13 protein-coding genes and 2 pseudogenes are annotated in these 15,030 nt (G+C 62.4%); 6 read left to right on the forward strand and 9 right to left on the reverse strand.

The genetic code is table 11. The annotated features are described in order from the left end of the window. Positions 1-59: 59 nt before the first annotated feature. From dcd to WKH79_RS09295, 3 genes are read left to right on the forward strand one after another with little or no spacing between them, the layout of a single operon-like run. Entirely contained in the window at positions 60-614 is a 555-nt protein-coding gene (gene dcd / locus WKH79_RS09285; protein WP_050599494.1) for a dCTP deaminase, read from the forward strand. Positions 615-624: 10 nt separating this feature from the next. Next, the gene (locus WKH79_RS09290; protein WP_341858704.1) at positions 625-1,407 is read left to right on the forward strand and encodes a hypothetical protein; all 783 of its coding nucleotides are present in this window, start codon (positions 625-627) and stop codon (positions 1,405-1,407) included. A gap of 53 nt (positions 1,408-1,460) precedes the next feature. After that, positions 1,461-2,636 carry a saccharopine dehydrogenase NADP-binding domain-containing protein gene (locus WKH79_RS09295; RefSeq protein ID WP_341858705.1) on the forward strand — a complete coding sequence of 392 codons (1,176 nt, stop codon included), beginning with the start codon at positions 1,461-1,463 and terminating at the stop codon, positions 2,634-2,636. Positions 2,637-2,710: 74 nt separating this feature from the next. Here WKH79_RS09295 and WKH79_RS09300 read toward each other — a convergent pair whose 3' ends face one another. Beyond that, entirely contained in the window at positions 2,711-4,918 is a 2,208-nt protein-coding gene (locus WKH79_RS09300) for a TonB-dependent receptor (RefSeq protein ID WP_341858706.1), read from the reverse strand. 392 nt (positions 4,919-5,310) lie between these two features. Here WKH79_RS09300 and WKH79_RS09305 point away from each other — a divergent pair, with 392 nt between their 5' ends. Beyond that, positions 5,311-6,615: a site-specific integrase gene (locus WKH79_RS09305; RefSeq protein ID WP_063504980.1), complete on the forward strand. Its 1,305-nt coding sequence runs from the start codon at positions 5,311-5,313 to the stop codon at positions 6,613-6,615. Here the strand turns inward: WKH79_RS09305 and WKH79_RS09310 are convergent. The 8 genes and pseudogenes from WKH79_RS09310 to trbB form a co-directional block, all read right to left on the reverse strand. Beyond that, positions 6,545-6,916: a hypothetical protein gene (locus tag WKH79_RS09310; protein ID WP_341858707.1), complete on the reverse strand. Its 372-nt coding sequence runs from the start codon at positions 6,914-6,916 to the stop codon at positions 6,545-6,547. The two genes, WKH79_RS09305 and WKH79_RS09310, sit on opposite strands and share 71 nt — an antisense overlap. Then, positions 6,913-7,911: a P-type conjugative transfer protein TrbG gene (gene trbG / locus WKH79_RS09315; RefSeq protein ID WP_050599501.1), complete on the reverse strand. Its 999-nt coding sequence runs from the start codon at positions 7,909-7,911 to the stop codon at positions 6,913-6,915. The genes WKH79_RS09310 and trbG overlap by 4 nt, the downstream gene beginning before the upstream one ends. After that, complete coding sequence (trbF, locus tag WKH79_RS09320; protein ID WP_050599502.1) at positions 7,911-8,591, reverse strand: conjugal transfer protein TrbF; 681 nt, start codon at positions 8,589-8,591, stop codon at positions 7,911-7,913. The genes trbG and trbF overlap by 1 nt, the downstream gene beginning before the upstream one ends. A gap of 6 nt (positions 8,592-8,597) precedes the next feature. Further along, positions 8,598-9,908, reverse strand: a complete 1,311-nt coding sequence (trbL, locus tag WKH79_RS09325) for a P-type conjugative transfer protein TrbL (protein ID WP_341858708.1) — start codon at positions 9,906-9,908, stop codon at positions 8,598-8,600. Position 9,909: 1 nt separating this feature from the next. Further along, positions 9,910-10,251 carry a putative entry exclusion protein TrbK-alt gene (trbK-alt, locus tag WKH79_RS09330; protein ID WP_050599504.1) on the reverse strand — a complete coding sequence of 114 codons (342 nt, stop codon included), beginning with the start codon at positions 10,249-10,251 and terminating at the stop codon, positions 9,910-9,912. A 6-nt stretch (positions 10,252-10,257) separates the two neighbouring features. Continuing rightward, a complete protein-coding gene (gene trbJ, locus WKH79_RS09335) occupies positions 10,258-11,004 on the reverse strand; it encodes a P-type conjugative transfer protein TrbJ (RefSeq protein ID WP_050599505.1) in 747 nt (248 codons plus the stop codon). Further along, positions 10,991-12,187, reverse strand: a pseudogene (locus WKH79_RS09340) (conjugal transfer protein TrbE); the annotation flags it as partial. The gene trbJ and the pseudogene WKH79_RS09340, both read right to left, overlap by 14 nt. Continuing rightward, a pseudogene (gene trbB, locus WKH79_RS09345) lies at positions 12,180-12,971 on the reverse strand (P-type conjugative transfer ATPase TrbB); the annotation flags it as partial. The pseudogenes trbB and WKH79_RS09340, both read right to left, overlap by 8 nt. A gap of 318 nt (positions 12,972-13,289) precedes the next feature. Here trbB and WKH79_RS09350 point away from each other — a divergent pair. Beyond that, positions 13,290-13,913, forward strand: coding sequence for a type IV toxin-antitoxin system AbiEi family antitoxin domain-containing protein (locus WKH79_RS09350; protein ID WP_063504975.1), 624 nt, complete (start codon positions 13,290-13,292; stop codon positions 13,911-13,913). Continuing rightward, positions 13,906-14,772: a nucleotidyl transferase AbiEii/AbiGii toxin family protein gene (locus WKH79_RS09355; protein ID WP_050599511.1), complete on the forward strand. Its 867-nt coding sequence runs from the start codon at positions 13,906-13,908 to the stop codon at positions 14,770-14,772. Before WKH79_RS09350 ends, WKH79_RS09355 begins: the two co-directional genes overlap by 8 nt. The last annotated feature ends 258 nt before the right edge of the window (positions 14,773-15,030 follow it).

Below are 15,030 nucleotides of genomic sequence, written 5' to 3' on the forward strand. Positions count from 1 at the left end.
GGGCGGATAAGATTCCCGGGCCGCTTGCCCCCGTGGCGCGGCTCGGGAATCGTTCTCGCATGGCGATTCTTTCCGACAAGTGGATCCGCGACAAGGCGCAGAACGAGGGCATGATCGAGCCCTTCGTCGAGGCGCAGCGCCGCGAAGGGGTGATCAGTTACGGGCTGTCGAGCTATGGCTATGACGCGCGCGTCGCGCCCGAGTTCAAGATCTTCACCAATGTGAACAGCGCGGTGGTCGATCCGAAGAACTTCGACGGCGACAGCCTGGTCGACCGCGAAACCGACATCTGCGTGATCCCGCCCAACAGCTTCGCGCTGGCACGGACGGTTGAATATTTCCGCGTGCCCGAAGACGTGCTGGTGATCTGCCTCGGCAAGAGCACCTATGCACGCTGCGGGATCATCGTGAACGTCACCCCGCTCGAACCCGGCTGGGAAGGCCATGTGACGCTGGAATTTTCCAACACCACCCCGCTGCCGGCGAAAATCTACGCCAATGAAGGCGCGTGCCAGTTCCTGTTCCTGCAGGGCAACGAGCGCTGCGAAACAAGCTACCGTGACCGCGCGGGCAAATACATGGGTCAGCGCGGCGTGACGCTGCCGCGGCTGTGACCGCGATCGGGTGAGCGTTTCACGCTTTCCCTTCTGGCGTGTCGCGCCGGGCGAGCGCGAGGGCGAATACGTCCTGCCGGTCATGCCGCCTGCCACGGTTGGGCCCGAAGGCGCACCGCATGTGATGGGCGGGGTCGCACTGGCGGCAGCGGTCGACGCGCTCGAACTGGCGAGCGGGCAGACGCTGCTATGGTCGAACATCCAGTTCCTCGCCCCGACCACGCATGCGGAGGAGCTGGTCGTTTCCTGCGAGCAGTGCGGCGGCGGCCAGTCGGTGGGCCAATGGCAGGCGGAAATTCGCAGCAACAGCCGGCTGACCCACCGCGTCAGTGCGGCGCTGGGCGCGCGCGAGCCGAGCGAGCAGCGCATCTTCGCCGCAATGCCCGACGTCCCGCCCCCCGCTGAATGCGAAAGCGGCGATCGCAGCTGGGGCGTGCCCGGTACGCTGGGCGACCAGCTCGAGACCCGCGTAGCGATGCAGGACGACGAGCGCGGCATCCAGGCGCTGTGGTCCCGCTCGCAGGCGGGATTCGCAGCGGATTCAGGCTGGCTGGCAATCGTCTCGGACTTCTTCCTCGGCGCGCATCACGCCGCGCGCGGCGGCTCCAGCCTCGACGATACCTATCGCCATATCCAGTCGGCGGACGATGGCTGGGTGCTTTCGGTGACCGAGCTTGCCGCCTTCGATCGCGGCGTGGTTCACGGAAGTGCCCGGCACTTCGCTGAAGACGGGCGCTTGCTGGCCATTTCGAGCCAGTCGGGCGTCCTCCCGCGCATTCCGCGCACGCCGTAACGTCTTTGACTCTCCTGCCCGCCACGCGCATTCAGGCGGCAAAGGAGACTGACATGGCCGACACCGAATTCGACATCATCGTCTATGGCGCCACCGGGTACACCGGGCGTCTCGTCGCCGAGCATTTCGTGCGCGAATATGGCAATGCCGCCAATGCTCCGAAATGGGCAATGGCGGGGCGCAGCATGGACAAGCTCGAAGCGGTCCGCGACGAAATCGGCGCACCGGCGAGCACGCCGCTGGTCGTGGCCGACGCTGACGATCCCGCCAGCCTCGACACCATGTGCGCGCGGACCAAGGTCGTTCTCAGCACGGTCGGGCCCTACCAGCTCTATGGCGACGCACTGGTCGCTGCCTGCGTAAAGAGCGGGACGGACTACGCCGACCTATGCGGCGAGCCGGGCTGGATGCGCGAACAGATCGACCTGCATCACGAGGCAGCCAAGAACAGTGGGTCGCGGATCTGTTTCTCGAGCGGGTTCGATTCGATACCCTTCGATCTCGGCGTGCTGATGCTGCAGCAGGAGGCGGTGAAGCGCCACGGTTCGCCCGCTCCGCGCGTCAAGGGCCGCGTCCGCGCGATGCAGGGGACCTTTTCGGGCGGCACTGCGGCCAGCCTCACCGCAACGATGAAGAACGCGGCCAAGAACCCCGGGATCATCAAGGTACTCAACGATCCCTTCGGCCTGACGCCGGGTTTCACCGGCCCCGATCAACCTTCGGGCATGATGCCGCACTACGAGGACGAACTGGGCAAATGGGCCGCGCCGTTCATTATGGCGACGATCAACACCAAGAACGTCCACCGCACCAATTTCCTGCGCGGCCATCCCTATGGCGAAGACTTCCGCTATGACGAGATGATGCTGACCAGCCCCGGCGAGGCCGGCAAGGCTGCAGCCGACGCGGTCGTCTCGATGCTCAAGAACCCGTTCGGTGCCAAGCCCCCCAAGCCGGGCGAAGGCCCGACCAAGGAGGAGCGGGAGAACGGCTTCTACGATGTCCTTTTCGTGGGCGAATGGGACGACGGCAAGCGGCTGCACTATGCCGTGAAGGGCAAGTACGACCCGGGATACGGTTCGACCAGCCGGATGCTGGCGGAAACCGGCATGGGCCTGCTCGAAAGCGATGCCGAAGGCGGGGTCGGTACTCCGGGCTCGTTCCTCGGCGAAGCGCTGGTCACTCGGCTGCAGGAACGTGCCGAACTGACCTTGGCCGTCGAACAGTAAGCGCGGCAGAACCGATACGGTGACCGCCAAGGCTAGCCATGGCGGTCACCGAAAACCCGGGTGGGCGGACCGGTTCAGAAACTGGCGCGCAGGCTGGCGCTGAAATTGCGCCCGGCCAGCGGGACGAAATCTTTTGTGAAGCTGGTGTGGCGGCGGCCCGAGACGTCGAAAATGTTGTCCGCCTTGAGCAACAGGGTGACCGAATTGGTCCCCCGCAACGGGCGCCACGCGATCGATGCGTTGACGAAGGTGTAGCCGTCGGTCGCGGTTTCGAACGGCGCGATGTCGTTCTGTTTGTCATACCATTCGACCTCGCCGCGCACGTCGAAGTCACCCGTCGACGCCTTGAGCGCGGCGGCCAGGTGCAACGGCGGAATCCGCGGGACGAAGGTATCGTCGTCGAGCTTGGCGTGGACGTATTCGCCCAGCAGTTCGGTCCCCAGCGTGAAGTTGTCCGTATCGAGCAGATCGAAGGCCACTTCGCCCTCGATCCCGGAATAGGTCGCATCCTGCTGCAGGAAGACGAAGACCGGCAGGTCGTCCTCTTCGGCGCCCGTCTGCGACAGGTAGATGAAGTCGTCGAACCAGGTGCGGTACGCCGCGAGGCTGAACGTCGCGCCGGCGAGGCTCCCGCGGGCGAACAGTTCGGCGCCCCAGGCCTTTTCCTGCTTCAGGTTGGGATCGCCGATCTCGAATGCCTGCGTCGCGATATGCGGCCCGTTCGAGAACAGTTCCTCGGCGGCGGGCGCGCGTGCCACCCGTGACAGGTTGATACCGGTACGGATGGCAGGCGTCGCTTCGTAAGACAGCCCCACCGCGCCCGAGAAGGTGTCGAAATCGCGCGTGATGCCGAGCGTATTGGCTTCGGTATGCGTGTTTTCGTAGCGCAGCGAGCCCTCGACCTGCAGCGGTCCGGTGCCATATTCCTGCAAGGCGAACACGGCGAACTGGTCCGTCCGGTTCGGCGCGACGAAGGCCTCGGCCCCGATCGCTTCGAAATCGCGGAAATAATACTGCATGCCGATCGAACCGCGCCACGGGCCGCTGTCGTTCTGGATCAGCTCAGCGCGGGCCTCGATCCCCTGGACATCGAACACCGTACCGATTTCGTCGCCCTCGAATTCGGTATGCGTATAGTCGGAATAGCCGGCGCGCAGGCGCAGGCGTTCGAACAGGCCTTCGCCGAGATAGATGTCGCCGCGCAGATCCGCGCGGTACTGGCGCAGGCCGATGCTTACGGCTTCTTCGCCCTCTTCCTCTTCGGCGCCGTGGTCTTCATCATGCTCCTCGCCTTCTTCCTCGCCGTGATGGTGGCCCGCACCGGGGCGACCCGGCACGCCGTATTGGGTATCGTAAACCCCGAAGGAGAACCCAAGGCTGCTGTCGTTCCTGAAGAACGCGAGCCCGGCGTTCGCAGTCCATGTCTCGGTGCCGGTGTTGGGAACGAAACCGCGCTGGTCGGCGGCTTCGCGCAATTCCTCGGCTTCTTCGAGATTGCCTTCCTCGGTCTCTTCGGCAGCATCGGCCAGCAGGTCGGCGCGCAGCGCAGGCGCGACGGTATAACCGGGGACTTCGAGATCGTCGGTCTCGCGCCACGAACCATCGGCATGGAAGACGAAGCCGCTATTGCCCAGCCGCATATCGACCGATCCGCCGATTTCACGCTGGTCGGCGGCGGTGTCGCCGCCGGCAAGGAAGTCGAAATGCACGCTTTCGCTCGGCAGCCGCAGCGGAATCCGCTTGTCGATGACGTTGACCGCGCCGCCGATCGCCTGGCTGCCGAACAGCAGGACTGCGGGGCCGCGCAGCACCTCGATCCGTTCGGCGGTCAGCGGATCGATCGAGACCGCGTGATCGTCCGAGGTGTTCGAGGCATCGATCGCTCCGATTCCGTCGATCAGCACCTTGACCCGTTCACCGGAAAAACCCCGCAGGATGGGGCGCGATGCCCCGGGCGCGAACCCGCTTGCCGATACGCCCGGCTGGCTGTCGAGCACGTCGCCGATCTGGCCCGCGAGATTGCGCTGCAATTCCTCGCCCTCGACCACGTCGGTCCCGGCGAGCAGATCGAGATCGCGTATCCCTTGCGCGCTGACGACGATCTGGCCCTGATAGTTGATCCGCCGGTCGTGCAGATCGTCGGTCAAAGGGGGATTTTCGGCGTCCCGTGCGGGATCTGCCGGTTCGGCGGACTGGGCGTAGGCCTGACTGCCCACGGCCAATGCCGCGAGCGAGACGGTGGAGCCGACGAGACGAAGCGAGCTAGCAAGACGATACAACATATCGTCGCTGTTAGCGCGCTCAGCCTGTGGCGCAACCTCTTTTTGGCCCGATTGCCTTGCCGCTCGACGAATTGGCCCGGCAAAGCGACCAACGACCGCGCGCGCCGCAGGGCGCGCAGGCCTTTCATCGGCCAACAGATATCCGGATTATCTAGGAAAATGGAGCGGGCGAGGCGATTCGAACGCCCGACCCCAACCTTGGCAAACTTCCCAGTCGCCTTTTCTATGCTTTTCGATTCTACGCCAAAATGCCCTCAAATATCTGATATCTTGATTATTTTTTGAGTTCGGCTACGCTAGGCTTTTCCAGAGGTGACCGGCGATTTCCGTTCCCGTGGTCACCCGGTGGTCACCCCGACACCCAAGGTTGGGGTCGCTTGACGGAGCATAAAATGGCGAGTCCCAAGTCGATTTTGATCACAAAGCGTTTGCTTGATGCGACGGCGCCAAGATCTAGGCGCTATGAGATCTGGGACAGTCAGATTTCGGGTTTCGGGGTGCGAGTAGGCCCAAGCGGGATCAAGACTTTCGTTGTTCGCTACCGGGCCGAAGGCGGCGGCCGCTCGGCACCCAAACGCTTCGTGTCGATCGGTCGATTTGGTGCGCTGACTGTCGAGCAGGCACGAAAGCGCGCCAAGGAGGTTCTTGCGGCAGCAGCTCTTGGTGCCGACCCTGCGGCCGAACGCAATGCCAAGCGCCTTGAACTGAAGATCGCCGGGCTGGTCGATCTCTATGAAGAAGAAGGATGCTATATCCAGCGCGGGCTACGGCAGGGCGAGCCGATGAAACCTTTGACCAAGAAACACACGATTGGTCGCTTGCGTCATCACGTGGTTCGCCTGCTCGGTCATAAGCGGATCAACGAACTGACCGCTGGCGATATCGAACGTTTCTTCCGCGATGTCGAGCAGGGCAAGTCACGTAAGGACCAGAAGATCGGCCACCGAAAACGTATTGTCGTGCGCGGCGGTCCCGGTGCTGCCCGAAAAGCATTTCGGGACCTTTCCGCCATGTACAGCTTCGCAGTCCGACGAGGACTGGTCGATTCGAACCCTTGCGAGAAAGCCGTGGTCAAGAAAACCGACGGTCGAAGGACGCGTTTTCTGTCACTCGCCGAAATCAGGAAGCTCGGCGAAGCTTGTGACAAGCTAGAGGAAGAGGGCTTTAATCCGAAGGCTCTCAACATCACCCGCATGTGGATCCTGACCGGCTGTCGACGCCAGGAGATCGTCGAGCTTAAATGGGACGAAGTAGACTTCGAGCGTGGATTGCTGGTGCTGGCCGACAGCAAGACCGGGCAATCGACCCGGCCACTTTCAGGGGCGGCACTCGGATTGATCAGGACGATCTCAAGAAACGATGACAGCAAATATGTATTCCCGGCGGACTCCGGGGAAGGCTACTTCCAGGGAACCAAAAAACTATGGCCAAAGATCGTTGCCAAGGCCGGTCTCAAGAACGTGACGCCGCACACACTGCGCCATACCATGGGTGCCATCGCCACTTCGAGTGGCGAAGCCCTCGCTATGACTGGCGCTATCCTCGGCCACGCCAATATGCGCTCGACCATGATTTATGCCCACATCGATTATGATCCGGCCAAAGAGGCCGCCGACCGGGTAGGCGCTACTCTCTCAGCGGCGCTGGGCAGATCAGTGGAGCCCGCCAGCGAACGATCGCCAAAGACAATTGGCTGATGGGCTCGCCGAGATCGCCGGGAAGCGGCGGGCCGAGACGCGGTACCTGCGAATAGTCGCTCGGGCCCGAAGCAAGACCGTCGGCGACCGCCACTGTTTCGGTTCCAAACAGCTCATCCGGCCCTGCCTCCGAGACCGGTTGCAGGGCGTAAATCAACGCGCCGCCAACCAGTGTCAGAGCAGCGGCGCTGGCGATGCCGATGGCTTTGCGCGAGAGGCGGACGACGCGCGGTCCCTCTCCGCGTAAACGAACGATGGATTCAGCATCACTAGGCCGGTCCGGTTCGGCTTCATTGTTCATGACCGGCCCCACGCCCGATTGGTGATTTTGACCCGAACCTGCCTGCGCTTGGCGCCGAGCCGCAGTTCGGCCTTCTCGAACAGGCGGTCTACAATCAGGTAGCGGCCCGAAACGCGGTAATTGACCAGCTCCGCCTGCCCATCCTCGCCGATAACGAAGAACGGCGGCATCTCGCCTTGCGCAATATCGGGCGGAAACTCGATCAGGGTGCGCTGCCCGTCATCGAATATCCGCACCGGTCGCCAGTCGGGCCTATCGCCCGAAATCCGGTAGTCGAAATTGAGATTCTCGAGCGCAAATCCGCTTGCAACCGGCGCGGCGCGCGCTGCGTCCTCTTCGGCCCGGCGAAGAGCGATCAATTCGTCTGCCGGATAGCTCCAGCTGACCGACGCCATATAGACACTGGGGTTCGCCCGCAGTTCGACATGATAGGTTCGCCGATCGGTGTTGATCACGAGATTGGTCGCAATATCGGGCCGGGTGGGTTTGACGAGGATGTGGACGCGCGCGGTAGCGCCGGTCCCGCTCAGCGTATCGCCGATCATCCAGCGCACCGTATCGCCGGCAGCAACCGGTCCGGGACCGACGAGCTTTTCGCCTTCCTGCAATGCGATATCGGTCACCTGGCCCGGCTTGGTATAGATCTGAAACAGCGCGCCCTCGGTATAGGGATAGCGCTGGATCGCATTGTCGAATCCGACATCGTCGGGCTCGACCCGTGCGGCATCGTTCGCCGCTCCCACTTGGCTTTGGGGGTCAGGGGCGGGGCCAGAGCCAGGGGAGCGGCGCGCGGCAGTGGGGGAGGCCTGCCGCGAACTGAAAAGGTGAGGAATTCCGATGTTGTCTTGCAGGGCCGGGAAAGCCCCTGCGAGCGCGCCCAATGCGTCGATTGACGCCGCCGCTTGCGGGGCCGGTGTCGCTGCGGCAGGCGAGGCGAGAGCGAGCGAGACAAGGCCGAAAAAGCCGATTGTGGGTGTTGTATGCGAGCGGGACATCAGCCGAGCTCCTTTGACCAGTTGATGGAAGTGACGAATATTCCGAGCGGGTTTGTGCGAAGCGCATCCGCGTTGGTGGGTGGCTGGACGGCGATGCCCAGAATCGCGGTCCAGCGGCTCGTCTCGGCGAGCGAGCCGTCACGGTAGCGGCGCTCGATCCAGGCCACGCGGAAGCTCCTTGGCGAAGCGCGGATTACGCTTGTGACATCGACCGCAACTTGTTCGCGGCCGATCGCGGCGAACGGATCGTTGGCCCTCGCATAGTCGTTGAGCGCCAGCGCACCCTTGTCGCTGGCAAAGTCATAGGCTGACATCCAGTTCTCGCGCACCACGATCGGATCGTCGGGAATGGCGCGCACGTTTTCGATGAACCGGGCAAGATGAAACGCAATCTGCGGATCGCTTGGGTCGAATGCGGCATTGGCGGGCGCGACGCTACGCGCTTCGCCGAGCTTGTTCACTTCGACCACCCAGGGAACGATGGTTCCCCGCGCGTTCTGCCAGACGAGACTGCCAGTCAGGATTGCCGACAGCGCGAGCGCACCAAAAAAGGCATAGCGCCAGCTTCTCGCTTGCACCCGCGCCGAACCGATGCGCTCGTCCCAGACCTGGGCCGCGCGCTGGTAAGGTGTCTCGGCTTGCGGTGTCTTGCCGTATCGGATCGAAGGGCGTTTAAACATGAGGCGTCAGTCCTTTTCCTGAGTGTCGATGGAAGCGCCTGCGCCGTGCCCGTCGCCAGCGCGCACGGTGTGCGCGGCAAGCGACGCGGAATGTCCCAGAGACTGTCGCTGTTTCATGGATTTCGCCCAGCTCGGCGGGCCGCTTTCGGATTGCGCTGAAGACGGCGACCCCGACGAGGAAGCAACCCGGCCACCCATATTGCTGGCCGCTGCGCGCGCACCTTCGCGAAAATTTCCTTTGGCGCTATCCGCCGCCTTACGCAGAGGTGAGAGGGCAGCACCGCCTGCGGCACGTCCGACACCGGCCATGCCGCCTGCAACCGCGGCGCCGCCGCTCTTGCCTGCCGAACCTGTCGCATAGGCCATGGTGGCGCCTCCAGCAGCGCGCGATGCGCCACTGGCGACCGAGGATGCTGCGCTGGCTACAGCGCCGCCCGCAAGCTTGGCGCCGGCAATGCCGCCGACGGCTGCCCCGCCGGCCAGCACAGCGGTGCCTGCCGCGGCCCCTGCGCCGAGCTGCGGGCCGCCTGCGACGATGCCGTTGGCAATACCGGGACCGAATATGCCGAGCCCGAGCAGGGTAAGACTGGCGAGCACGATCGCCAGCGCATCTTCAATGGTCGGCTCGCCCGGAATGGCACTGGTAAACTCAGCGAAAAGCGTCGAGCCGATCCCGATAATGACGGCGAGCACGAGCACCTTGATGCCTGAAGAGACGACATTCCCAAGCACGCGCTCGGCCATGAAAGCGGTCTTGCCGAACAGGCCGAAAGGGATGAGCACGAAGCCTGCAAGCGTCGTCAGCTTGAATTCGATGAGCGTCACGAAGAGCTGGATCGACAGAATGAAGAAGGCGACGACCACCAAGGCCCAGGCCACCAGCAGGATGATGATCTGCAGGAAGTTCTCGAAGAAACTTACATAGCCGAGCAGATCGGCCATCGACGCAAGCAAGGGCGCGGCAGCATCGATCCCCACCTGCGCGACCCGTCCCGGCTGCAGCAGATCACTAGCGCCAAGGCCAGAACCGCTGGCTTTGAGGCCAAGTCCGGCAAAGCTTTGGAATATGATATTGGCCAGCGCGCTCCAATTGCCGATGATATAGGCGAAGATTCCGACGAAGAGCGTCTTCTTGACGAGGCGCGCCATAATGTCGTCATTCTCGCCCCAGCTCCAGAACAGCGCAGCGAGCGTGACATCGATAACGATCAGCGTCGTCGCGATGAAGGCAACCTCGCCCGAAAGCAGGCCGAACCCGCTGTCGATATATTGCGAGAAAATCGCTAGAAAACGGTCGACGACGCCGGTGCCTCCCATGTCAATTCTCTCCGCGCGATTGAGGCGTAGGAGATTGAGGCGCAGGAGCGCTCGTCACGGGCTTATCACCTACCGCGGCGTAAGCGTCGGGGTGCTCAACCCCGAAGAAACGGCGGCGCTTTTCGGCCCAGGCGGCACGGCAATCGGGCGAGGACAGCGCGAGCTCGCCCATTTGCGCGCAGGCCCTGAGCTGCGCAGGCAGCGGATCGCCGTCAGGCTCCCAGATGCTCGTGGCAGCCTCGGGACGCACTGCAGGCTCCTCGCGCAATTGCACGAGCGTCATGGCGACAGCGAGGCCTACAAAAACGGCTGCACCGGTGCGCGCGAGGACTTTGCTATCCATGGCGGGTCAGTCCGATTTGGCCGGAAGATCGCGCGGGCGCGTCGCCAGAAAGCGCCGTAGCTGCTCGCGCGCCTGAGCCTTCGCCGCCGCACGTTCGGCAGCGTCGAGTGCCTGCGCTCGTCCCATGGCCGCCATGGTCGCGGTAAGATCGGCGAGCTGGCGTGTTTGCAGTGCAAGCAGCTGGTTCCCGGCCTGCGCAGCTTGCAAGGCACCGGCAGCCGACTGGCTCGCGCCCAGCAGGCTATTCACCGCTTCGCGCGAGCCTTCGATATTGGCAACCGCTCCCGCTTGCACCTTGAGCGCATCCTCGAAAGCGGCGACACTATTTTGCCAGCGCACCTCGGCGCTTGTCACCATGGCCTGCTGCGAAGCACCGAGCGGGATGTTCTTGTATTGCGTTTCAAACGTCGTCTCGATCTCGCGTACATCATAAGCGATGCGCTGGGCCTGCTGCAGCAATTGCTGGGTCTGCTGGATTTGCTGCTGTAGGGGCTGGACGATATTGAGCGGCAGGCTCTGCAGGTTCCTGGCTTCATTGATGAGCGAAGTCGCCTGGTTCTGCAGCATGCGGATTTCGTTGTTGATCTGCTCAAGCGTTCGCGCTGCAGTCAGCACATTCTGGGCATAGTTGGACGGGTCGTAAACGATACCGCCGAACTGCGCATGGGCGGGCACCGGTGCTGTGGCAACCACGCCGGCGACAGCAAGCGCAAGGCCACCAGCCAGTCCGTTCAAATTCTTACGAAAGGTCATTGGAAGTCTCCTTCATTCTGAGGGTTGAAAAGGCCGAATTCGGCTCGGGAATAGCGAGCAGCTCTGCGGCCCAGTCGAGGCCGCGATGCCTCAGCCAGGCTTCGGTAAAACCTTCGCGCCTTTCGTTTTCGGCAATCCGGGCAATGTCGAGCTGATCGCTTTTCGAAGAGGCAGCCGTGAAAGCGAGCGCCACTTCTCCAAGCCCGAGTTCGAACAGGCGATTACCGCGTGCCGACTGGCAATAATAATCGCGTTTAGGCGCAGCCTGGCTGAGGATTTCGATCTGCCGGTCATTAAGCCCGAAGCGGCGATAAATCGCCTGTATCTGCGGCTCCATCGCCCGCTCATTGGGCAGAAATATGCGGGTCGGGCAGCTTTCGATAATGGCGGGCGCAATCGCCGATGTTTCGATATCGGCGAGGCTCTGGGTCGCGAAGACCACGCTCGCATTCTTCTTGCGCAGCGTCTTGAGCCATTCGCGCAGTTGCGCAGCGAAGGCAGGGCTGTCGAGCACCAGCCAGCCCTCATCGATGATGAGGAGGGTAGGCGATCCGTCGAGCCGCCCTTCGATCCGGTGAAAGAGATAGGAAAGGACCGCAGGCGCTGCCGCCGAGCCGGTCAGCCCTTCTGTCTCGAACGCCTGGAAGCGCGCTTCACCGAGCCGTTCGCTTTCGGCGTCGAGCAGCCGTCCGAACGGGCCGCCGATGCAATAGGGCGCGAGCGCCTGCTTCAATGCCTGCGACTGGAGCAGAACCGCAAGACCGGTAAGCGTCCGCTCCGCAACAGGCGCTGTGGCGAGCGACGTCAATGCAGTCCACAGATGATCCTTGGTGGCCGGATCGACCGCAACACCTTCCGAGGTAAGAATAGCCTGCAGCCATTCGGCGGCCCAGTTTCGTTCGGCCGGTTCGTCGATGCGCGCAAGCGGCTGCAGGAGGACGCCATTGTCGCTGTCCTGCGAAAGGCTTGAACCGAGATCCTGCCAATCGCCGCGGCAGGCAAGCGCTGCGGCGCGGATCGAGCCACCGAAGTCGAAAGCGAATATCTGAGCGCCGGCATAGCGGCGAAACTGCATCGCCATGAAGGCCAGCAGGACAGACTTGCCGGCGCCGGTTGGGCCGACCACCAGGCTGTGACCGACATCGCCGACATGAAGCGAGAAACGAAACGGGGTGTTCGAGCCGCCGCAGCGTGCCGAGCGCAGAGCCTGCGTGGATTGTGCCGATCCCGCCTGGATGACCCGTTCCCCAGGCCTTGAGCAGATCGAGCGCTTCAGCGCCGCGCACTTCACCGATGGGAATGCGATCGGGTCGCAGACGCAGCGCCGAGCGGACCAGATCGGACAGAGTTGCAACGCCATCCTTGGTCCGCAGCGAGACGAGATTGGGCGCGGCACATTGCAGTTCGCGCGTGTCCTCGATCAAGACAACCCGGTCGGGACTCGATGAGATTTCGGCGAGTAAAGCATTGGTAAGCGTCGTCTTGCCGGTCGATGTGCCGCCCGCGACCAGGATGTTCTTTCGCTCCGCAACCGCAGCGCCAAGCGCCTCGGCCTGCCATGCATCCATGATTCCCGCCGAGACATAGTCGGCGAGCGTGAAGACGGCGACAGCAGGCTTGCGGATGGCAAAGCTCGGCGCGGCGACCACCGGTGGCAGAAGACCTTCAAAGCGTTCGCCGCCATCGGGAAGCTCTGCCGAGACGCGCGGAGCTCCAGTATGCACCTCGGCGCCGACATGATGGGCAACGAGCCGGATGATCCGCTCTCCGTCGGCGGCGCTCATCAGGCAGTCGGTCGCGGCAAGGCCTTCGCCCAGCCGGTCGACCCACAGACGACCATCGGGATTGAGCATCACTTCGATCACCGCAGGCTCTTCAAGCCAGCGTGCGATCTCGCAGCCAAGCGCCGTGCGCAGCATGCGCGCGCCGCGCGACAATGCCTCGGACCGGATCGGAATAACGCTCATGAATTGCCTCGAATTGCGGCAACCGACCACCGGCTGCACTCGCGAGGCAGATCAAAAGGACATCAAAATGCTGTCAGGCAACAGGAATTTGCGCGAAGCGTAGAGTAGAGTGAAATTGGCCGGAAAGGGCGGTGCGAATCCAGCAGGCACGGTTCTCGTGTCGATGCCGCCCTCGTTTGCTGGGTTGTGAATTTCTCGTGTTTGCCCCCAATGGCGCCTGCTCATGGTATCTTAGGCGTTCCCGATTTTCGGAGACCCTTCACCGTGACTTGTCACAAAACCTCTGATAGGGGCATGTCGAGTGCAAGGATTTGTGACATGAAGGCGGCGACCCAACCCACACAACGTGAGATCATGCGCGGGCTCTTTGCGCAGCAACCGATCCTGCGCGCGCGCGAGCTGCGCGAAGCGGGTGTCGATGGAAAAACCATAGCCCGGGCGGTCGACGATGGAGAGATCAACCGCATCTCGCGCGGGCTCTACCAGACCGCCGACGCAGACATCGATGCCGACCAATCGCTCGCTGAAATTGCAAAACGCATCCCCAATGGCGTGATCGCCATGTTCTCAGCGCTCGCCTTTCATGAACTGACCGATCAGATGCCGCGCAAAGTGTGGGTTGCTATCGGCAGCAGCGACTGGTCTCCCGCCCCCTCCTATCCCCCTACACGCACTGTTCGATTTAGCGATTCCTATCACCAGCAAGGGATCGAGCATCACAAGGTCTCCGGCGTATCCGTTCCGATATATTCTGTGCCGAAGACGCTTGCCGATATGTTTCGAAACCCAAAGCTCGTCGATCGATCAGTCGCAATTGAGGGACTGAGGGCCGCGCTTGAACAGCGCAAGGCCACACCGGCTGAAATCTCTCAGGCCGCGATTGAAGGCGGAGCCTGGAGCACGATGAAGCCTTATCTCGAGGCGCTGACCTCGAATGGGTGAGAAGCCCATCAATCTGGCAAAATCGGTCAAAGACCGGCTGCTCAACATCGCACGTGCGAACGGCCGGGTGTTTGAAGTTGTCCTCGTTCGCTTTGCGCTCGAACGCCTGCTTTATCGCCTGTCGCAGTCCGCCCATCGTGATCGATTCGTCCTCAAAGGCGGAATGCTGGTTACCGTCTGGCTGGAAAGCGAAAGCCGCGAAACCCGCGATGCCGACTTCCTGGGTCATGGCGATGAAGGCCCCAAGCAACTCGTTGCGGACTTTCGGGAGATCATGAGCATCGCGGTTGAGGATGGCATAGAATTCGATCTCGACGCTCTGAAAGCCAATCCCATCAGAGAAGAGATGGAATATGGTGGGACGAGGCTCAAGACCTTCGCCTATCTCGAGCGAACGAGGATCCCGGTCACCATCGACATCGGATTTGGTGACGCCCTTGCCCACCCATCCCATGAACTCACCTACCCGACATTGCTCGATCTTCCACCGCCCGACATTCGCGCCTATCCGCCTGCCACAGTGATAGCCGAGAAATTTCAGGCGATGGTTCAGCTGGGCATCGCGAACGGACGTATGAAGGATTATTACGACCTCTGGGCGATGCCCCAGGCCCTCGACGTCTCGGACGACGAGCTCGACGCTGCCATAGCGGCGACATTCGCACGCAGAGGAACTGAGATTCCAATCGATCGCCCGCCCGGCCTGTCGGAAGAGATGGCGCAGGATGGTACCAAGCAAGGCCAATGGGCCGCATACGCCGAGTCAATCGACCTGGAAAAAGTCAGCCTTGAGGAAGTGATCGAAACCATCTGGTCGATGGTCGGATCCGCTTGCAAGCGGATCGCGCAATCGAAGTAGCTTGTATGGTTTGTCCGCTGTTGGGCCGGTAGCGGACTGTCGGCTTCAGACGCGATTGTAGCCAAAGCCGACCTTCACCTGGCTCACGGGTATGATCAGAGCGAATGCGGTTCACCGATTATGGCCTACCTACATGCTCTCGGGACCCTAAATTCTGTCCGAGCGTCTTTCATCCTAGATTGCGATCGCTTTCTGCTCATTGCGTCGGTTTGCAGGACACCAATGACTGTTGTGAGCATGCAATTGCTGATCTAACCA

Origin of the sequence: Qipengyuania sp. GPGPB31, from assembly GCF_038396345.1 — a bacterium.
GTDB lineage: Bacteria > Pseudomonadota > Alphaproteobacteria > Sphingomonadales > Sphingomonadaceae > Qipengyuania > Qipengyuania citrea.

Excerpts from the sequence above, each read along its gene's own strand:
- dcd (WP_050599494.1), top strand. The coding sequence starts at position 60 with ATGGCGATTCTTTCCGACAAGTGGATCCGCGACAAGGCGCAGAACGAG.
- WKH79_RS09295 (WP_341858705.1), top strand. The coding sequence starts at position 1,461 with ATGGCCGACACCGAATTCGACATCATCGTCTATGGCGCCACCGGGTAC.
- WKH79_RS09300 (WP_341858706.1), bottom strand. The coding sequence starts at position 4,918 with ATGTTGTATCGTCTTGCTAGCTCGCTTCGTCTCGTCGGCTCCACCGTC.
- WKH79_RS09305 (WP_063504980.1), top strand. The coding sequence starts at position 5,311 with ATGGCGAGTCCCAAGTCGATTTTGATCACAAAGCGTTTGCTTGATGCG.
- WKH79_RS09310 (WP_341858707.1), bottom strand. The coding sequence starts at position 6,916 with ATGAACAATGAAGCCGAACCGGACCGGCCTAGTGATGCTGAATCCATC.
- trbG (WP_050599501.1), bottom strand. The coding sequence starts at position 7,911 with ATGTCCCGCTCGCATACAACACCCACAATCGGCTTTTTCGGCCTTGTC.
- trbF (WP_050599502.1), bottom strand. The coding sequence starts at position 8,591 with ATGTTTAAACGCCCTTCGATCCGATACGGCAAGACACCGCAAGCCGAG.
- trbL (WP_341858708.1), bottom strand. The coding sequence starts at position 9,908 with ATGGGAGGCACCGGCGTCGTCGACCGTTTTCTAGCGATTTTCTCGCAA.
- trbK-alt (WP_050599504.1), bottom strand. The coding sequence starts at position 10,251 with ATGGATAGCAAAGTCCTCGCGCGCACCGGTGCAGCCGTTTTTGTAGGC.
- trbJ (WP_050599505.1), bottom strand. The coding sequence starts at position 11,004 with ATGACCTTTCGTAAGAATTTGAACGGACTGGCTGGTGGCCTTGCGCTT.
- WKH79_RS09350 (WP_063504975.1), top strand. The coding sequence starts at position 13,290 with ATGAAGGCGGCGACCCAACCCACACAACGTGAGATCATGCGCGGGCTC.
- WKH79_RS09355 (WP_050599511.1), top strand. The coding sequence starts at position 13,906 with ATGGGTGAGAAGCCCATCAATCTGGCAAAATCGGTCAAAGACCGGCTG.